The sequence below is a fragment of the Streptomyces sp. NBC_01003 genome, assembly GCF_045162695.1.
In the GTDB taxonomy this organism is placed as follows: Bacteria; Actinomycetota; Actinomycetes; order Streptomycetales; family Streptomycetaceae; genus Streptomyces.
Genome location: NZ_CP108707.1, coordinates 248291 through 265723, shown reverse-complemented (window position 1 = coordinate 265723; position 17433 = coordinate 248291). Strand labels below are relative to the sequence as shown.

General features: G+C 69.2%; 17 protein-coding genes and 3 pseudogenes. 11 read left to right on the top strand and 9 right to left on the bottom strand.

All coding sequences use genetic code 11. The features are described from left to right. Window position 1 precedes the first annotated feature (1 nt). Together OG698_RS01310 and OG698_RS01305 are read left to right on the top strand one after the other, a co-directional pair. Entirely contained in the window at window positions 2–334 is a 333-nt protein-coding gene (locus tag OG698_RS01310; RefSeq protein WP_406100896.1) for a YrdB family protein, read from the top strand. Window positions 335–401: 67 nt separating this feature from the next. After that, window positions 402–1289: an IS982 family transposase gene (locus tag OG698_RS01305; RefSeq protein ID WP_406100895.1), complete on the top strand. Its 888-nt coding sequence runs from the start codon at window positions 402–404 to the stop codon at window positions 1287–1289. A 283-nt stretch (window positions 1290–1572) separates the two neighbouring features. On the opposite strand, the gene OG698_RS01300 is transcribed toward OG698_RS01305, so the two are convergent. The 3 genes and pseudogenes from OG698_RS01300 to OG698_RS01290 form a co-directional block, all read right to left on the bottom strand. After that, window positions 1573–2577, bottom strand: a complete 1005-nt coding sequence (locus OG698_RS01300) for an NADP-dependent oxidoreductase (protein ID WP_406100894.1) — start codon at window positions 2575–2577, stop codon at window positions 1573–1575. Between the two features lie 132 nt (window positions 2578–2709). Continuing rightward, window positions 2710–3714: pseudogene (locus OG698_RS01295) on the bottom strand (aldo/keto reductase). 48 nt (window positions 3715–3762) lie between these two features. Next, window positions 3763–4455: an SDR family oxidoreductase gene (locus tag OG698_RS01290; protein ID WP_406100892.1), complete on the bottom strand. Its 693-nt coding sequence runs from the start codon at window positions 4453–4455 to the stop codon at window positions 3763–3765. A 115-nt stretch (window positions 4456–4570) separates the two neighbouring features. On the opposite strand from OG698_RS01290, the gene OG698_RS01285 reads away from it, so the two are divergent. Both OG698_RS01285 and OG698_RS01280 read left to right on the top strand, forming a co-directional pair. Continuing rightward, window positions 4571–5152 (top strand): TetR/AcrR family transcriptional regulator, encoded by a 582-nt coding sequence (locus OG698_RS01285; protein WP_406100890.1) that lies wholly within the window; start codon window positions 4571–4573, stop codon window positions 5150–5152. Window positions 5153–5329: 177 nt separating this feature from the next. Continuing rightward, a complete protein-coding gene (locus OG698_RS01280) occupies window positions 5330–6187 on the top strand; it encodes a hypothetical protein (RefSeq protein ID WP_406100888.1) in 858 nt (285 codons plus the stop codon). A 131-nt stretch (window positions 6188–6318) separates the two neighbouring features. Here OG698_RS01280 and OG698_RS01275 read toward each other — a convergent pair whose 3' ends face one another. Next, window positions 6319–6516 carry a hypothetical protein gene (locus OG698_RS01275; protein ID WP_406100887.1) on the bottom strand — a complete coding sequence of 66 codons (198 nt, stop codon included), beginning with the start codon at window positions 6514–6516 and terminating at the stop codon, window positions 6319–6321. 584 nt (window positions 6517–7100) lie between these two features. Next, window positions 7101–7304, bottom strand: a complete 204-nt coding sequence (locus OG698_RS01270; RefSeq protein WP_406100886.1) for a cold-shock protein — start codon at window positions 7302–7304, stop codon at window positions 7101–7103. Between the two features lie 557 nt (window positions 7305–7861). Here OG698_RS01270 and OG698_RS01265 point away from each other — a divergent pair. Beyond that, window positions 7862–8017: pseudogene (locus OG698_RS01265) on the top strand (IS256 family transposase); the annotation flags it as partial. Window positions 8018–8067: 50 nt separating this feature from the next. Here OG698_RS01265 and OG698_RS01260 read toward each other — a convergent pair. Then, complete coding sequence (locus OG698_RS01260) at window positions 8068–8787, bottom strand: hypothetical protein (protein WP_406110748.1); 720 nt, start codon at window positions 8785–8787, stop codon at window positions 8068–8070. Window positions 8788–8879: 92 nt separating this feature from the next. Between OG698_RS01260 and OG698_RS01255 the strand changes: the two genes are divergently transcribed. Continuing rightward, window positions 8880–9452: a transcriptional regulator gene (locus OG698_RS01255; RefSeq protein ID WP_116501906.1), complete on the top strand. Its 573-nt coding sequence runs from the start codon at window positions 8880–8882 to the stop codon at window positions 9450–9452. A 1085-nt stretch (window positions 9453–10537) separates the two neighbouring features. After that, window positions 10538–10672: pseudogene (locus OG698_RS01250) on the top strand (zinc-binding dehydrogenase); the annotation flags it as partial. A gap of 355 nt (window positions 10673–11027) precedes the next feature. Here OG698_RS01250 and OG698_RS01245 read toward each other — a convergent pair. Then, the gene (locus OG698_RS01245) at window positions 11028–12011 is read right to left on the bottom strand and encodes an NADPH:quinone reductase (RefSeq protein ID WP_406100885.1); all 984 of its coding nucleotides are present in this window, start codon (window positions 12009–12011) and stop codon (window positions 11028–11030) included. Window positions 12012–12031: 20 nt separating this feature from the next. After that, window positions 12032–12610 (bottom strand): PadR family transcriptional regulator, encoded by a 579-nt coding sequence (locus OG698_RS01240; RefSeq protein ID WP_406100884.1) that lies wholly within the window; start codon window positions 12608–12610, stop codon window positions 12032–12034. 48 nt (window positions 12611–12658) lie between these two features. Between OG698_RS01240 and OG698_RS01235 the strand changes: the two genes are divergently transcribed. The 4 genes from OG698_RS01235 to OG698_RS01220 all read left to right on the top strand — a co-directional run bounded on the left by OG698_RS01235 (window position 12659) and on the right by OG698_RS01220 (window position 16997). Beyond that, a complete protein-coding gene (locus OG698_RS01235; RefSeq protein WP_406110746.1) occupies window positions 12659–12988 on the top strand; it encodes an ester cyclase in 330 nt (109 codons plus the stop codon). Then, a complete protein-coding gene (locus tag OG698_RS01230; protein ID WP_406100883.1) occupies window positions 12948–13136 on the top strand; it encodes an ester cyclase in 189 nt (62 codons plus the stop codon). The genes OG698_RS01235 and OG698_RS01230 overlap by 41 nt, the downstream gene beginning before the upstream one ends. A 913-nt stretch (window positions 13137–14049) precedes the next feature. Then, window positions 14050–15255, top strand: coding sequence for a PP2C family protein-serine/threonine phosphatase (locus OG698_RS01225; RefSeq protein WP_406100882.1), 1206 nt, complete (start codon window positions 14050–14052; stop codon window positions 15253–15255). Window positions 15256–15983: 728 nt separating this feature from the next. Continuing rightward, on the top strand, window positions 15984–16997 hold the full coding sequence (locus tag OG698_RS01220; RefSeq protein WP_406100881.1) for a replication-relaxation family protein: 1014 nt from the start codon (window positions 15984–15986) through the stop codon (window positions 16995–16997). Between the two features lie 103 nt (window positions 16998–17100). Here OG698_RS01220 and OG698_RS01215 read toward each other — a convergent pair whose 3' ends face one another. Continuing rightward, window positions 17101–17397 (bottom strand): hypothetical protein, encoded by a 297-nt coding sequence (locus OG698_RS01215; RefSeq protein ID WP_406100880.1) that lies wholly within the window; start codon window positions 17395–17397, stop codon window positions 17101–17103. Between the last annotated feature and the right edge of the window lie 36 nt (window positions 17398–17433).

Here is a 17433-nt window from a genome sequence, read left to right as displayed (position 1 = left end):
CGTGTTGGAGCTGGTGGCTCTGGTGTGCTTCGGGCTCTGGGCATGGGCTGTCGTGCCTGGTTCCCTGCGGTATGTCTGCGTGGTTGCCGTTCCCCTGATCGTGGCCGTGCTGTGGGGAGTCTTCGCCACCCCAGACGATGCATCCCGGTCCGGGGGGACGGTGATTGCGACACCTGGTCCGCTGCGGTTCCTGCTGGAGCTGGCTGTGTTCTTCGGCGGTGCGGCGGCGTTGTACTCGGCGGGATCCCGCACGCTCGCCGTGATGCTCGCCGGTGTGCTGGTCGTGTACCACCTTCTGTCGTGGGACCGGGTCTTGTGGCTGGTCAGGCATTGAGTCCGCCCCAGCGGTATCAGGTTGGCGGTGCGTTCGGGAACACACAGAGGGTGTCCAAGATCATTGCGTGACGAATGACCTGGATACTCTGCTGACCGCGCTGTACGTGAAGGTTGATGATGAGCTGGAAGCCAGCCGTTGGATGGGTAGGCCGCCGCAGCTGGCCGATGCCGAGCTGGTCACCCTCGCGGTCGCGCAGGCGCTGCTCGGCTTCCATTCCGAGACGCGCTGGTTGCGGTACGCGCACTTGGCCGCGATGTTCCCGTACCTGCCGCAGCAGTCCGGGTACAACAAGCGCCTCAAGGCGGCATTGCCACTGGTGAAGAAGGCGATACGGATGCTCGCCGTGGACACGGACTTCTGGTTCGACAACCACTGGATCGTCGACTCGACACCAGTGCCGTGTGGGATGTCCCGGCCGACAGCGAAACGTTCAGAAATGGTGGGCTGGGCCGGATATGGGTATTGTGCGTCCCACTCCCGGTTCTTCTGGGGCCTACGCCTGTACCTGGTTTGCGCGCCGGTTGGCATGCCGATCCTGTGGGCCCTTGCAAACCCGAAGATGGATGAGCGCGAAGTACTGCAGTCCATGCTTGACGTCGAGGCCGGCCTGGTCACAGACAGGCCCGGACTCCTCCTGATCTCCGACAAGGGCTTCGCCTCCAAGGAGTTCGAGAACGATCTCGCGATGCGGGGCATCGAGCTGCTGAGGCCGTCGTTCAAGCGGGAGAAGAAGCGCAAGGGCGAGAGACTGCTCAAGTCCGTACGCCAGCTGATCGAGTCTGTGAACGACACGCTCAAGGGACAGTTGGGCCTGGAACAGCACGGCGGCCGCACTCACGAGGGTGTTGCCGTCCGCGTCGCCCAGCGCATCCTCGCCATGGCCGCCACGATCTGGCACAACCACAAGACCGGAGCACCCATCATGCGCTCCCTCATCGCATTTGATCACTGAGCGCATAGGACTTGCTCGTCTAGCTCGCGGTAGGTGTAGGTGACGCCGCCGGCGGTGACGGGGTATGGGCGTACGAGGTGATGACGGGTTCGTTCGGGGTGCCGGTGCTGCCCATGATGGTTTCTCCTGGTGTGTTTCTGGTCGCCCGCCGCGGGGGCGGGTCAGCTGGGGCTGATGATGACGGCCCTGCCGAAGCCGGGCGCCTTGCCCGTGACCGGGCGCACCACGCCTTGCTCGACGCGGGTGTGATCGGGTGAAGCCGGTCGCCGCCGGGGTGCCCGCCCTACGTCATGGAGACGACGACCTTGCCGGCCTTCGCCCGGCCCTTCTCGACGTACTCCATGGCCTGAAGGGTTTCGTCGAACGGGAGGACGCGGTCGACGAGGGGGCGGATCTTCCCGGCGTCGATGAGCGGTGTGAGTGCGCGCAGCTGGTCGCCACTGGCCTTCATGAACAGGAAGGAGTACGTCACGCCGAGGCGCTTCGCCTGGCGCCGGGTCTTGGAGCTGAGCGCGGTCATGGCCAGGCGGAGGATCGGGTTCGCGCCGAGTTCGCGGGCGAAGGCCGGGTCGGGCGGGCCCGCGACGCTGATGGCCTGACCGCCGGGCTTGAGTACACGCAAGGACCTGGCCAGGTTGTCGCCGCCGAGGGAGTCCAGGACGACGTCGTAGCCGTCGAGGAGTTCGGTGAAGTCGTGTGTGCGGTAGTCGACGGCGACGTCCGCGCCGAGTTCCTTGACCAGGTCGATGTTGGCAGTGCTCGCGGTGGTGGCCACGTGCGCGCCAAGCGCCTTGGCCAGCTGGACGGCGATGGAGCCGAGGCCGCCGGCGCCCGCGTGGATGAGGACCTTCTGACCCGGTTGTACCTGGGCCCGCTCGACCAGTGCCTGCCATGCGGTCAGGGCGACCAGGGGGAGGGAGGCGGCCTCGGTCATGGTGAGGGTGGCGGGTTTGGGGGCCAGGTCGTCCTGGTGGACGGCGAGGAGTTCGGCGAACGTGCCGATGCGGTCCTTGTCGGGCCGGGCATAGACCTCGTCGCCCACCGCGAACCGGGTGACGGAGGACCCGACCTGGAGGACCTCTCCGGCGAGGTCGTTGCCCAGGACAAGCGGGAGACGGTAGGGCATGAACGCCTTGAAGTCCCCGTTGCGGATCCTGAGGTCCAGCGGGTTGATGCCGGCCGCGTGGATCTTGACCAGGACGTCGTCGGCGCCCACCTGGGGGTCGGGTACCTCGGCGGCGCGTATCCCGGCTTGGTCGCCGTACTTCTCGATCGTGAAAGCCTTCATCGTCGTCTCCATTCCGTGCCCCGTCTTTGAGAGCGGGATCTCCGTTCGTCCCGGGCTTCCCCAGTACGAGATGGTTTGTGTCGTTTTCTGGCTGAGGCGCGGGCGTCATGTGTCCTCAGCCGCGTTCGCCTGTCAGGCCACCGGCACGACCGGGGCAGTGATCTGGTCGGCGGCGCCTCCCTGGAGGCGGTCCAGGGAGGCGGCGATCCCCTCGTGGGGCGCGCCGAGTGGCACCGCGCTGACCTCGGTCAGGCGGGTGTACTGCTCGTCGGTCAGCTGGACGTCGAGGGCGCCGAGGTAGCTGTCGAGCTGGGCGAGGCTGCGCGGGCCGATGATCGGGACGAGCGTGGCCACGGAGCGGGCGGCGCGCTCGCGCACCCAGGCCACCGCCACCTGGGCGGGCGTCACGCCGGTCTCCTCGGAGATCGCCAGGACGGTGTCGACGACGGCGGTCTTCTGGTCGGTGCTCTCCGTGTGGATGACCATGCCCAGGTCGCTCAGGCGCCCCGCGGCGGAGCTGCGGTACTTGCCGGTGAGCAGCCCGCCGCCGAGCGGGGACCACAGAGCTGCGCCGAGGCCGAGGCTCTCGGCCATGGGCAGGAGCTCGCGGTCGGCGGTGCGCTCGACGAGGCTGTACTCGTGCTGGATGCCCACGATCGGCGCCCAGTTCTTGAGGTCCGCGAGGGTTGCCGCGCGCGAGACGCGCCAGGCGGGGAAGTTGGACAGCGCCGCATGGTGGATCTTGCCGGAGCTCACCAGGTCGTCGAGCCCGCGCAGGAGCTCCTCCATCGGCGTGAGCTCGTCGGGAAAGTGCACTCACAGCACGTCGATGTAGTCGGTGCCCAGGCGCTTCAGGCTGGCCTCCACCGAGGCGACCATGTTCTTACGGCTGTTGCCGGTCTTGGAGATGTCCGGCTGCGGGGCGGCGCCGAGGGCGAACTTCGTGGCCAGGACGAAGTGCTCGCGGTCGGCGGAGATCAGCTTTCCGGTCAGCTCCTCCGACTCGCCGAACTGGTAGCCGTCTGCGCTGTCGAGGAAGGTGCCGCCGGCCTCGGCGAACCGGTCGAAGATCCGGCGTGCCTCGTCCGGCTCGGCGCCTGCGCCCCAGCCGGTGCCGAAGTTCGTAACGCATGAGATGTCCTTGCGTGAGGTGGAAGGCGGTCGCGCCGGAGTGGAGGGTGAGCGTCAGCCCGCGTTCGGCTGGGGTGCCGCGGACAGGCTCTGCTTGACGTACCGGCTGGTCTCGTCGGCGAGGATCTCGGGCAGGCCGGTCTCGATGCCGTAAAGGGCCTGGGCCGCGACGTCGGCGGCGGCGACCTTCTGATCGGCAGGCACGCCGGCGGCCATGTCGGTGTCCATGTAACCGACGTGCAGCGCCGAGACGGTGATCCCGCGCGGTGCCAGCTCCTCACGGGTCGCGTCGCTCAGCGCCCAAGCGGCGGCCTTGGAGGCCGCGTAGGAGCCGAGGCCAGCCGGGTGGAACCAGGACAGGGCGGACAGGACGTTGAGTACGGAGCCGCCACCGTTGCTCTCGATGACGGGGGCGAAGGCCCGGGTGGCGGCGAGCGGGCCGAAGAAGTTGGTCTCCATCTCGCGACGTACCTCGTCCAGGTCGCCTCCGATCAGCGTCGAGCCGGTGGAGATGCCCGCGTTGTTGATCAGCAGTGTCGCGTCGGACGCCACGTGGGCAGCCTCCCGTATCGACTCCTGGTCCGTCACGTCGAGGCGCAGCGGGGTGACACCCGGCAGGTCGACCGTCTCGGGGCGGCGGGCCGCCGCATAGACCTTCGCGCCGTGCTCGACGAGCTGGGCGGCCAAGTGCCGTCCGAGGCCCCGGTTGGCGCCGGTGACTACCGCGACCGCGTTCTTGAGTTCCATGTCTGCTCCAGGTCCTGGCGGGTGCCGTCGGGCCACCCACACGAATTAGATTACGAAATCAATCTAAACACCGAGTTACGATAGATGCCAGTCGACATCCAAATGGGAGGTGGTCATGGGCTGCGTATCGCAGGCGCAGGCGGAGGAGAACCGCAGGCGGGTGGTGGACACCGCCTCCCGGTTGTTCCGGGAGCAGGGCACTCACGTGAGCGTCGCTGACCTGATGAAGGCGGCCGGTCTGACCCACGGCGCCTTCTATAAGCAGTTCGCCTCCAAGGAGGCGCTCGTCGACGAGGCGACCGCCCACGCCTTCGCCGAGCTCGCCCGGCGCCATGCGGCTGGGCTTGAGCGGTACGACGGGCAGCGGGATGCCGCTCAGCGGGCCCTGATCGACGCCTACCTCTCCGTCGAACACCGTGACGACGCGGCGGACGGCTGCCCGGTCGCCGCCCTCGCCGTCGACGTCGCACGCGGGGGCGAGGATCGCGAGGCCCGCCGCGTCTACACGGCAGGCGTGGTCGACTTCGCCGAGTTCCTCGCCTCCGCCGGGGACGAGGAAGGGGGCGAGGGCGGGGACGGTATCGCCCGGCTGTGCACCTTGTTCGGCGCGCTGGTCCTGTCCCGGGCCACCAAGGGCTCCCAGCTCTCCGAGGAGATCCTCACCGCTGCGCACGCGGCCCTGACGGAAGCCCGCTGACCGGGGCCGGAGCCCCGGACACCGCGCGGCGTGTGCGCGACCGGTCGCACCCACCGTCGAACATCGCGGGCACCCCGGCGAGGGGCCGCGATTGCCCCCGGGCGGCCGTAGCGCTGCCGGCCGGGGCGTCGCCGGCGTCAGTCGCGGCAGCACGACCGCCGGCTGGTCCCGGATGTCATGCAGGATCTCCTCGACGCTCGCGGCCGCGTTCACGCTCGCCGCCATCGCGAGGAACAGCACGGCGGACACGACGCCCGCCAGCGTCGCAGCATCGCTCTCGCCGAGCCGCCCGGCGCGGCCCAGGGCGGCGGCGACGGCCTCCTCGGTACGCGCGGTGATGACCAGGGCCTGGTGGTGGCGGGGCTCGGTGGGGTCACCGAAGACCATCTCGCGCAGGTAGACGCGCCCGTTGTCGACATGGGCCCGGTTGCATGCGACGACCGGTCGGACGATCGCCATCATCGCACCCAGTGCGTCGGGGGCATTCTCGGCGCCCGCCCGGCCTTGCTCCAGGGTTTCGGTATACAGGGAGTTCTGGACGAGCAGCAGGAGCTCGCCCTTGGTCTTGGCGTACAGGAACAACGTGCCGGTGCCGATGTCGGCCTTGTCGGCGATCTGCCGGGTGGTGACTCGTCGACGCCGCGTTCAGCGAACAGTTCGCGGGCCGCGGCGGTGATGCGGTCGAGCTTGCGCTGCTTGTTCCGTTCGCGCCGACCGGCCGGCTGGGGAGCAGGCGATGTAGATCAACGGGACGCGGCGGTGTCCGTCCGGCGTGGTCTCCCCGCGCATGGCGATCTGCGTACGGTGGAAATCACGGGCGTACTCCCGCACCGCCGTGCTCTTGCCCAGGCCGGGATAGGCGTCCACCAGGGCAGCCGGCTTCGCCTTGTCCCCGTCCTGCCGGTTGGAGTCGACGATCTCAGCGAGCTCGTCATGCAGCTGCAGCAGTTGAGGGGTCTTGATCGGACCGATGTTGGCATGCCAGACTGCCCGCCGGTCGTTGTACCGCAGCAGATCCCGAGGACAGAGGGCTGACAGGTCCCTGCCGGAGAGCCTCTCCCGCTGGACCCGCTCGGGCCCGTTGACGAACTCCAGCCAGCCGTCCAGACGGGTGGGAGAGTACTGCCGGCCGTCCCCCTCGAAGCCATCCTCGTCGACAGCCGTACTCACCGGCTGTCCATGGCGTCCGAGTAGAAGTCGTCCTCATCGACGGGAGCAGTATCGTCGCCGGGGAAGGCGGCCTCGCACTCCTCGTCCTCGTCATCATCCCCGCCCGGCACCTCTTGCGCGTCCTCGACGACCCGCAGGTCCGGGCCTTCCCAAGCACCCTGATCGGCTCCGGGGCCTCCTGCGGCTGCCAGCACCTCAGGGATGGCAGCGAAGCGACGATGTCCGTCTCGGCGGGCGCCTCGTCGTCGCCGACCATACGCAGCCGCTCCTGCGACAGCCGCACCGCCATGCGCCGCTCGGCTACTGAACGAACCCGCCGCCGCATGGCGCCGTGGCGACCTGATCGTCGAGTCGTCCCCGTGCCCGCGGGGATGGTCCGGGCGAGTCCCGTTTCAGGTCCCAGGACGTTGTAGTCGCCTCCGCGCCTGCGGGGATGGTCCCAACGACGTGCCGTACGACTGCACCAAGCGGTTGTCGCCCCCCGCACCTGCGGGGATGGTCCACGCGAGGCCGGCGAGCCGAACATCACCATCAAGTCGCCCCCGCGCCCGCGGGGATGGTTCCTTGAACGGGCTGTCCGGGTCGGTGAGCCCGAAGTCGTCTCCGCACCTGCGGGGATGGTCCGAACTACGCCCACTACACCCGGGTCGAGGGTTCGTCGTCCTTGCGCCTGCGGGGTGGTGTCTGCACTCGTGCGGCTCGTGATTCGTGCGTGGGGGTGTCTGCCGTTGCCGGCGAGCACCCCCACACCCTCACATCTTCATGACCGTGCGTGTGGTCAGCTGCGGGCGATGTTTTCCGCCTGGGGGCCCTTTTGGCCCTGGGTGATGTCGAAGGTGACCTTTTCGCCTTCTCCGAGTTCGCGGTAGCCGTTGCCGCTGATGTTGGAGTAGTGGGCGAAGACGTCGGGGCCTCCGCCGTCCTGCTCGATGAAGCCGAAGCCCTTTTCGCTGTTGAACCACTTCACGGTGCCGCTGGCCATACGTCTGTCCTTCACATCACCCGAGCTCGTCCATGCCGGAAGAGCTCGGCTTCTATGCGCTCTCAGGGAAGAGCGCTACAACGCGGCTTATCCTGCCCCACACCGCCGGCCCCGTGCCGGCGGGTATGGTCCCTCGTACGCGATGTCGTCGACTTCGACGTTCGGGTGGGCCCCGTGCCTGCGGGGATGGTCCGATCGACAACAGGGACGGGCAGTTCTCCCCCGGCCGCCCCCGCGTCTGCGGGGATGGTCCGCGTGCTCAGCGAGTGGCCTCGGCCGAGTGTCAGTCGTCCTCGCGTTTGCGGGGATGGTCCGCACACGGGCCGGTCCATGTGCATGGGCTCGGTGTTCGCCCCCGCCCCTGCGGGGATGATCCGGACGCCAAGGCCAACATCGACTCGATCGACAAGTCGCCCCCGCACCCGCGGCGATGGTCCGCAGATGCTCGGCCCGCTCGACGGCTGGAAGCTGTCACCCCGCGTCTGCGGGGATGGTCCGTTCTGGGCCTGCTGTTCGTTCCACTCCAGGTAGTTGCCGTCGCGCCTGCGGAGATGGTCCGCTCGGCTGCCCTCGCGATGGTCTTCAAGCTCGTCGAGTCCGCCCAAGCCCGCTGGCGAGCCGTGAGCGCACCCCATCTCGTCGCCCTCGTCCGAGCGGGCGCCCGCTTCGAGCGCGGCCACCTCGTAGGACGCTCCGATGCTCACGCGGCCTGAACCACCTCAACTGACTCACAGGTGTTGACAATTACTCAACCGAAACCGGTCTACATGTAGGGCCGGATGGCCACCGTGACATCCATGTCGAAGGCGTTCGCCCCCGCCGCGGACGGCAGGCCCAGGGCCCGGTCGAGCGCGCGGCTCAGGGGGTCGCAGCCACTAGTGCCCGGGGCGGCGAACTCCGTGTCCTGGGCACCGAAGGCGACGACCAGAGGGTCCTTGGATATCACCCTGGTGGGATCGGTGTCCTTGAGCACCAGGTGGACCGCGTTCTCATCGCTGCCCACCGAGCAGCCCGACCACGGCAGGGCCGGCAGCCCGTGCGCCGAGCCTATGGCGAACTTGATGTCGAACTCGCCGCGCCGGGTGTCGTCGGACAGGAAGTCCGAGTAGTTGCCGTACTGCGGAGTCAGGGTCAACGGGGTGCCTCCCACCTGGATTGGCGCAGCGGTCATCTCCCCGAAGACCTGGCGGAATTCACCGTCCACACGGCCTTCCGCAAAGGTGATCTTCATAGGTTCGGTGAGCGGCTCGTCGACGGCGCCCATGCGCAGATACCCCGTGGCGTGCATGACCTCGCAGCGCCAGGTCCCGGGGTCCGCACCCGCGGGCAGCTCATCGACGGTCGGGCAGACGGAGAAGTCGAACTCGGGCAGATCCGCGGCCCGTTCAGCTCCATACGCGGGTGCGGCGCCCAGGGCGAGTCCGGCAAGTAGGGCCCCCGCAGCAGCACTTGTGAAGCGGCGGACTGGGCGATTCAAGGTCACTCGGTTCGGCGTCATACGTCCCAGCATTGCAGAGGTTTCTCTGCAGAGGAAGGTCTGCAGAGAAACAGCTGCTATCTGGATAGACTGCCGCCATGACGAAAGAGCGGAGAGCAGACGCCGCAGGGCGGCGCACAGTCGACAGCCCCGAGGTACTCAAGGCCCTCTCGCACCCCCTGCGCCTGCGCATCCTGCGCCACCTCGGCGCGGCGGGCCCGGCCACCTCAACCACACTGGCCGCCGCCCTCGGCGAGAACACAGGGACGCTCAGCTACCACCTGCGCATGCTGGAGCGCAGCGGCCTCATCGAAGACATCCCCGAGCGCTCCACCGGGCGTGAGCGCTGGTGGCGCGGGGTGCGCGGCCTCGACATCCGCAGACCGCCGCAGGGTGAGCTGACGGAGGCCGAGCGCGCCATGTCGGCCGAGCTGGACCGGATGAGGATGGAGGAGGACGTCGAGCTCGCCCGGCAGTTCACCGCCGGACAGGCGGAGTCCGAAGGCTGGATGCGGGGTTCACGCAGCCTCATCCACCTCACAAAGGGTGAGCTGGACGCGTTCCATGACGACTATCTGGCCCTGCTCGCGCGCTATGCCCGCGGGCCCGAGGACGCCCCCGACGACGCACGACCCGTACTCCTCCGCTGGTTCGGCCTGCCCGCCGACTGACCGGCAGCCGGCCGACGAACTGTCTGACCGACCGCCCGACCGCCCGACCGCCCGACCGACCCGTACGGGCGAGTTGAGGGAGCGGATCAGGCCGGGCCGACGTCTTCACGGGCAGCCACAAACCCTCCTCATCCACGCGCAGTCGCCCCCGCGCCTGCGGGGATGGTCCGTGCGTCGCAATCGATAACGCCCTGCTGCCCAAGTCGCTCCCGCGCCCGCGGGGATGGTCCGCCCTGCGCCAGATTCCAGGTGACGCCCTCGGGGTCGCCCCCGCGCCTGCGGGGATGGTCCGGAGTGCCGGGCCGAGGTCGCACACTGGCAGCGGTCGTCCCCACGCCGGCGGGGATGGTCCTCAGAACGAGAAGCTGGAACAGCAGACCGAGACGTCGCCCCCGCGCCTGCGGGGATGGTCCGATCCGGCCGAAGGACACGCCGAGACCGGTGATGTCGCCCCCGCGCCCGCGGGGATGGTCCGCTGGGGCAATCGGAACCCCCGCAGCCGCGCTAGTCGCCCCCGCGCCCGCGGGGATGGTCCGCAGCTTGTACAGGCCGTGTTCGCCGCCGACTTGTCGCCCCCGCGCCCGCGGGGAGGGTCCGTAGTCGAGCATGTCGCGGTCCTTCTTGGGCATGTCGCCCCCGCGCCTGCGGGGATGGTCCGTGCTACGTGCTGCGGCAGTTGCGGTTTCGGGAGTCGTCCCCGCGCCCGCGGGGATGGTCCGTCGCTCACGATCCAGAAGGGCGTGCCTCTCACGTCGCCCCCACGCCCGCGGGGATGGTCCGCGGTTGAGCACGTAGAGTTTCCAGCCGTCGAGGTCGTCCCTGCGTCTGCGGGGATGGTCCGCAGAGCCGCGATGACGAAACCGCAGAGATCGAGTCGCCCCTGTGCCCGCGGGGATGGTCCGCTGGAGCAGCCCGAGGAGCGCGCCAAGGCTGCGTCGTTCCCGCGCCTGTGGGGATGGTCCGAACCGGCTCGTCGTGCCCCGCGAACGAGGTCTGGCGGCCGTCGGCAACCAGCCGGGCTCCCTCCTTGACGCCCAGTCCGAGGTAGTCGGCCGCCTTGTCGCGGTGGTCCTTGGTGACCAGAGCTCCTCATGGACCTGGCTCGTCGGGCAGAGGTCCAGCCCGTCATCGCCGCGACCTTCCCACTGGACCAGGCCGCTCAGGCGCAGGAAGAGCTCTCCCGCAGGGAGCACGTGGGAAAGATCGTCATGCACCCCTGAGTTCCATCCGACGGATCACGGGCAGAGCCACAAAGCGGCCCACCCCATACTTGGCCGACAAAGCCCTGCTGGACATGCCTTCGACCCGAGCGTCATGGCGTATCGCCGCGTACAACTCGACCTTCTGAGTTCGCGGAAACTGAAGGCTCTTCAGCACGAACTCGAGGGTGCGGTGCCCTGATTCTGGGGGATGGACCCGTGGGTTCGCAGTCAACTCGTGGGGCCGAACTCGGCGGCTTGCTCCCGTCGAACGCTGGGCGACCCTCGCCGGCGGGTCTTGGTCCGATTGCTTGGCAGCGCGACGGGCCGCCCCGCAGGGCTGGGCAGTTGAGTAGGGCAGTGTTCCGAGTTTGCGCTATTGGGGGATGGTGAGCAGGATGCGGCCGTGGCCACCGCCGGCGTCGACGTGGTCGTGGGCCTTGGCGATGTCGTCCAGCGGGTGACGGTCGCCGACGGTGACGGTGAGGGCGCCGACGGCGGCTGCGGAGGTGAGGTCGCGGGCGGCCTGGCGCTTGGCTTCGGCGGGGAAGTCGTCGCTGCCGAGCAGTCGCAGGGTGACGTTGTTGAACAGCAGCGGCCAGAAGGGGATCTCGGTGCGGTCCGTGCGGGTGGCGTAGGCGGCGATGACGGCGTTGTTGGCTGCGACGGTGTTGTCGAGGTCGGCGTTGTCGGACAGCGCGACCTCGATGATCCGGTCGACGCCCCGTGGCGCGTGGGCGCGGATGGCCGCGGCGGGGTCGCCGGAATCCAGGGCGACGGCGTGGGAGACGACGGCCGGGTCGACGCGGTCGAGGTCCGCGGTGCGGCGGACGGTCGCGATCACGGTCGCGCCGGCCCAGTGGGCGAGCTGGGCGGCCAGGGAGCCGACGCCGCCAAGGACTCCGTGGACCAGGACCAGTCGGCCGTCGACCGGGCCGTCGGCGAAGACGGTGCGGTGGGCGGTGATGCCGGGGATGCCGAGGCTCGCCCCCAGCTCGTCACTCATATGATCTGGCAGAGGTACGGCTTGGTGGTCGGGTACGACGGTGTACTGAGCAGCGGTGCCGAAGGGCCGGTAGGACTGGGCGCCGTATACCCAGACCCGCTGTCCGACGCGGCGGGCGTCGACTTGGGCGCCCACGGTGTCGATGACTCCGGCGGCGTCGCTGTGCGGGATCACCCGTGGATAGGGGATGGACGAGCCGAGCCAGCCGCGCCGCTTCTTGGTGTCGCCGGGGTTGACGCCCGAGACGGTGACACGGACGCGGACCTCGCCGGGGCCGGGGACAGGATCAGGTAGTTCACCGACGTGCAGGACATCGGCGGCGGGGCCCTGGTCGTCGTACCAGGAAGCAAGCATGGGGGTACCTCCGTGGACAGTCAGCTCGCGGGAGCGGCGGGTGCGTGCGGGTCGCTGTCGGCGCATCCGGTGTCGAATACGGGGGCTTCGTCCCCGAGGGTCTCGCGCAGCCAGGTCCGCTCCGCGCGGCTGGTGGCTCGGGCGGTGAGCAGCATGCCGCGACGGTAGGGGTCGGCGATCTCCTCGGCACGCAGGGGCCGCTCGTTGTCGTAGAAGAAGCTCGCCGGTTCTTCCAGGAACTCCAGCCGTCTGCGCAGCACCTCGTGCCGTTCGGCCACGTCGGGCAGCTGGGAGAGGAATGCCAGGACGATGTAGAACCGGGTGAAGTCGGTGATCTCGTGGTCGGCGGGCTTGCGTAGACGCTGAAGCATTTCGGCGCGTCCGGCCGCGGTCAGGCTGAGCCCGTACCGGGCCGCCCCCGCGGCCGGGTCGGCGCGCCGCTCGATCAAGCCCGCCTTGGTCAGACGATTGATCGCCGGATACAGGCTGCCGTCACTGACCGGCCGCGTATAGCCGGTCAGCTGTGAGACGCGGCGGCGCAGCTCGTGTCCGGGCAGGGGTCCCTCGGCGAGGAAGCCGAGTATCGCGAGTTCCAGCATGAGTCCATCTTCGCACGCGAACATCGAATCGATGTGAACATCGATTCGATGTTACGCTCGCAGGTACCCGCCCAAACGTCTCTGGAGAGGCACAGCAAGATGCCATCGCAGTCCACCGAGTCAGTGATGAACCGCTTCGTCGAGTTCATCAACACGGGCAACGAGGATCTCGCCCGCGAGGTCATTTCTCCGGACGCGGTGTTCCACGCACCAAGCCACCCGGAACCACTGCGGGGGCCCGATGGGTACATGGAAGTCCTCGGGATGATACGCAGCGCCTTCCCCGACGTTCAGTGGACGCTGGAACTGGAAGGAGACGGTCACCGAAGACGACACCGTGGCCGCGCGGTTCACCATGCGGGGAACCCACGACGGTGAATTCTTCGGGATCCCGGCGAGCGGCAACAAGATCTCGGTGCAGGCCATGAACTTCTACTACCTGGCCGACGGCCGGATCGTCGGCGAACGAGGCCAGCCCGACCTCCTCGGGGTGATGCAGCAGATCGGTGCCCTACCGGCGCCGTGAACCTCGTAGCGCCGGTGAGCCTTCATCCGCGCGGGATTGCCGCTGCCGGCAGGGCCCGTAGGCCCGGGTTCACCGCAAGAGGCCGGTCTTCTTCTTGATCCGGCGTCTTCGCGCAAACAGCGCCCGCTGCGGCGAGAGCTGTACGCCTTGTCACCGCTGACGTGACCGGGCCGGGTGTGGGAGTGCTCGCCCCTGCGGGCGAATACTGCAACCCTCGAATACCGACACTCCACCAGTGCCACTCGGACACGTTCGATGCGGACGTGGTCGGGTACGTGGGGCCGGAGGTCCGGCCGCACCGGGTAGCGGTGCGGCTGCCCGACGGAAGCAGAGTCTTGTCACAGGCATTGACGGCTCCCATCGCGGCGGAAGTGGCGCGCCACGTCGCAAGGGCCGGTCCGGGCCGCAGGGCCCGCACGTCTGGCGGCGAGTCGTACGTGACGACGTCGCATGGTCTGGTGGTTGAGGTGCTGGCAGGTACAACCCGTCATGCCGTGGTGACCGTGACGCGTGTCCGATAGCTGCAAATCGAACCCGCGGGCGGGGATCGATGAGCGCCGCGTGTTGTGCGGGGCGCAACGGTGTTCTCTGTGGGATGTGCGCCGACAGCTGGGACATGCCTTGCGTCGTTCCTGATCCACGTTCGCTGCCGCCTGCATCGTCCTCTTGACTTTGTTCGCGAGTTTCGGCAGCAGATGTTCACCAGTCTCGACAGCAGCCGTCCTGGGTGGCGTTCGATTCGGCTCGGTCATCTGCCGGGCGGCGGTGGGGGGTGGTTGGAGCGGCCGACCTGCTGGCAGAAGCGCGCCGCGGCCCGCTGGCAGACAGTGCCACCGGCCCGGTGAACGCTCAGCGGGGCCCCAGGGCAGGCACGCGGTGGCAGGCCGGAAGGCGGCAGAGGACGGTGGAGGGTGTGGACGACTCCGTGCTCGGCCCGGTGCTGGCCCGCCTGCTGGAGCGGTCGCACGACACCGCACCGGGCGAGCTCGCCGCGCTCATCGAACATGGCGCGCGCGACCTGGGCCTGGCCGGCGCGACGGTCTACCTCGCCGACGTCCAGCAGACCCACCTCATCCCCCTGGCTCCGTCGGACGGCGGCGCGGACGCCGCGCTGGCCGTGGACGGCACCCTGGCCGGCTGGTGCTACCGCACCCGCTCCCAGCGCCTGGCCACGGACACACCCCACCTGGTGCTGTGGCTACCTCTGGTCGACGGCATCGAGCGCATGGGCGTGCTCCGCCTCACCGCACCCCACCTGGACCCCAACACCCTGGAGCGCGCCAAGGCACTGGCGTCCCTGACCGCCCTGCTGGTGGTCTCCAAGACCTTGTACAGCGACACCCTGCTCACCACGGTGCGCACCCGCCCGATGACGCTGCAGGCCGAACTCGCCTGGGCGTTCATGCCGCCCCGCACTTTGGGCACCACGGCGGTCACGTCCAGCGCCGTGCTGGAACCCGCCTACGAGATCGGCGGTGACGCGTTCGACCACGCGCTCGGCGAGCGGAAACTGCACCTGGCCGTGGTCGACGCCATGGGCCACGACACCGCCTCGGGCCTGTGCGCGGCACTCGCCCTAGCCGGCTGCCGCTCCACCCGCCGCACCGACGGCACCCTCGCCGACATTGCCCCCGTCGTCGACCAGGCCCTGCGCTGCTGGGTTCCGGACCGGCTCCTGACCGCCGTCTTCGCCGACCTCGACCCCGTGACCGGGGAACTTGCCTGGGTCAACTGCGGCCACCCGCCCCCGCTGCTGATCCGCCGCCAGCGCGTCGTGGCCGGCGCCCTGGCCCGGCACCCCAACCTCCCCCTCGGCCTCGGCCTCGGCGTCGGCCTCGGCCAGCCGGACTCTGCCCCTCCGGTCGAGCGCTTCCAGCTCGAGCCCGGAGACCGGATCCTCATTCACACCGATGGCGTCACCGAGGCCCGCTCACCGGCCGGCGGGTTCTTCGGCGAAGACCGCCTGGTCGACACCGTCGTGCGGGCCACCGCCGCCGGCGAGCCCGCGCCCGAGGCCCTGCGCCGTCTCAGCCGCGACATCCTCGACCACAGCGGACACCTGACCGACGACGCCACCATCCTGCTGGCCGAATGGCATCCCCTCCGGACCCCCGACTGATGCGAGCCGGACCCGTTCGATTCCGCGGGCCCCAGGGGTGCTGTCAAAACTGGGGTTCTGGCACAACTTCCGTGAAGTCGAACCGATCCTCGGTGTCCGAGGCTGGCGTCCCCGGCGAACCGGCAGGTCAGCGGCTCGTCCAGAGGCTGGCGCGAGCCCGGTCGGCATGGTTTTCACGGAAGTTGAGCCAGAACCAAAACTGGTGAACACCTGCTGCCGAAACTCGCGAACAGAGCCAGGCCACGGTCGATCCCTGCGGTCATGGGGTGGTCAAGGGGCAAAAAGGGGACACCGCGGGTCGGGATGAGCAGACCGCGGTCAAGGGGTGATCCCGCAGGGTGGCGCCCGTCCCGCACGCGTCAGGTGCGCGCGGGACGGACGAACAGCCGCCCCGTCCCGGCCCGGCCGGGAGGAACGAGGACCCCGTGCCACACCTGCGCCCGCACCGACCCCCGCCGCCGTGTCCGGCCGACGAGCCCGTCGCGCACGATGGAGCCCTGCACACCGTGGCGGCCCCGCCCGGCCCGTGCCGCCCGCGTACTGCGTGCAGCGGTGGGCAAGCCCCGGTGAGTTCCTGCCGCTGGCGCTTCCGTTCCCCCTGCCGAAGGCACTTCCGTGCCCGACGTCCGCGCATCCTGTGTTGCCCCTGGTCACCACTGGTTTCCGGGGGCCGTAGCGGCTTGTCACAACCCTCTTCTCTCTCCTTGTACTTGAGTTGGTTGTCGGTGGTGGAGGAGATCATCGGGTTCGGGGGGCCGGATCCCTCCATGGCCGGGGGCCGGCGTTCGGGGGAGCCGGCCGAAGCGGTCGCCGCCGCGCAGGCCGCCGTCGACGCACTCAAGGGGATCGGCGCCATCAGCTCCTACGCCACCGAGGTCGCGCTCCCGGTGAAGGGCACCTGGAAGAACCCCGCGATCGGCAGCGCCCGCGCCGACGTCGTCGTGATCGCCCCGGACGACGATGTGCCGCTGCTGTTCATCGAGGTCGACAACTGCACCGAGGAAGCCGTCCTCATCGCGGCGAAGTTCGACAAGTACGCGCGGTTCTTCCGGCGGAAGGAGAAGGACACCGACGGCATCGAGAAACCGATGTGGCGCACCCGCTGGTCCGCACCCGTCTGGGAGGGATACGAGCGTGTGCACCCGCCGGTCCTGCTCGTCTTCTACCAGGTCGGCAAGCGCTCCGCGAAGAGTCAGATGGTGAAGGTCGCCGACCTCACCGTCCATCACTGGCAGGGCCGGTGGCATAGCGGGGGCGGCTTCCACTCCTACGATGGCTGCATCCCGGTCGTGGCGACCACGCTGGAGCTGCTGCGCGAGCACGGACCGGCCGGGCCCGCTTTCTGGCGCTTCGGCCGCGAGGAGCGACAGCCGCTGCTGGACGCGATCGGCAACCCCCGCCGGGAGGCCGCCATCGCCCGTAGCCGCCAAGCTGCCCGGGATGAGCAACAGCGCCGCGCGGAGCGGGAAGCTGCGGAGCGGGAGGCACAGCGGCCGGTGTGCGCTGACTGCGGGCGGAAGTTCACCGACGACCGGTTGAAGGCGGTCGACTTCCGGAACTGGCAAAACCCCGAGTCGCACCCGCACCTGTGCGAGGACTGCCAGGGCCGGGCCGTCGCTGTCGAGCAGCAGGCCGAAGCCGACGAACGCGACCGGCAGGAGCAGGGGCGCCTGCGCCGGGAGCAGGAAGCCGAGCAGGCAGCGCAGAAGGCCAGCGGCTGGCTCTCCCGCTTCCGCACCTGACCTTGGCAGGCCGTGGCGACCGACCACACGGGCAAGCCCAGGTAGGCCCTGGGCAAGCCCGCGTTGTCGGTGGCGACTGAAATGCTGGACGGAGGTTCGATGGTCAGTCCGAGCCGTTGTGACCGTGGCGGCTCAGAAGGCGTTGGAAGAAGTCGGTGAGCATCGCTTTCGCGGCTGCGTGGTTGTGTAGCTCGTGACGATCGATGCGGTAGACCTCGTAGCCCTGCAAGGTGAGCTGACGGTCCTCCGCCACCATCGGGGCGTAGCGCGCAGGATCAGCCAGCCAGGCGACGCCAGGCTGCTGCATCGTCAGCGTGTCGGCCTGCCGAGCGTAGTGCTGAATGCCGTCGACCTCGATGACCGCCCGGGCGCGTTGATTCAGCAGTAGCAGGAAGTCCATCCGCTGGCGGGCAAGACGACTGACACCTCCCAGTTC

What these genes read in the sequence shown, in the direction of transcription:
- OG698_RS01300 (WP_406100894.1), bottom strand. Translation starts at nt 2,577, where the DNA reads ATGAAGGCTTTCACGATCGAGAAGTACGGCGACCAAGCCGGGATACGC.
- OG698_RS01290 (WP_406100892.1), bottom strand. Translation starts at nt 4,455, where the DNA reads ATGGAACTCAAGAACGCGGTCGCGGTAGTCACCGGCGCCAACCGGGGC.
- OG698_RS01285 (WP_406100890.1), top strand. Translation starts at nt 4,571, where the DNA reads ATGGGCTGCGTATCGCAGGCGCAGGCGGAGGAGAACCGCAGGCGGGTG.
- OG698_RS01280 (WP_406100888.1), top strand. Translation starts at nt 5,330, where the DNA reads ATGCAGGATCTCCTCGACGCTCGCGGCCGCGTTCACGCTCGCCGCCAT.
- OG698_RS01270 (WP_406100886.1), bottom strand. Translation starts at nt 7,304, where the DNA reads ATGGCCAGCGGCACCGTGAAGTGGTTCAACAGCGAAAAGGGCTTCGGC.
- OG698_RS01255 (WP_116501906.1), top strand. Translation starts at nt 8,880, where the DNA reads ATGACGAAAGAGCGGAGAGCAGACGCCGCAGGGCGGCGCACAGTCGAC.
- OG698_RS01245 (WP_406100885.1), bottom strand. Translation starts at nt 12,011, where the DNA reads ATGCTTGCTTCCTGGTACGACGACCAGGGCCCCGCCGCCGATGTCCTG.
- OG698_RS01240 (WP_406100884.1), bottom strand. Translation starts at nt 12,610, where the DNA reads ATGCTGGAACTCGCGATACTCGGCTTCCTCGCCGAGGGACCCCTGCCC.
- OG698_RS01235 (WP_406110746.1), top strand. Translation starts at nt 12,659, where the DNA reads ATGTTACGCTCGCAGGTACCCGCCCAAACGTCTCTGGAGAGGCACAGC.
- OG698_RS01215 (WP_406100880.1), bottom strand. Translation starts at nt 17,397, where the DNA reads ATGGACTTCCTGCTACTGCTGAATCAACGCGCCCGGGCGGTCATCGAG.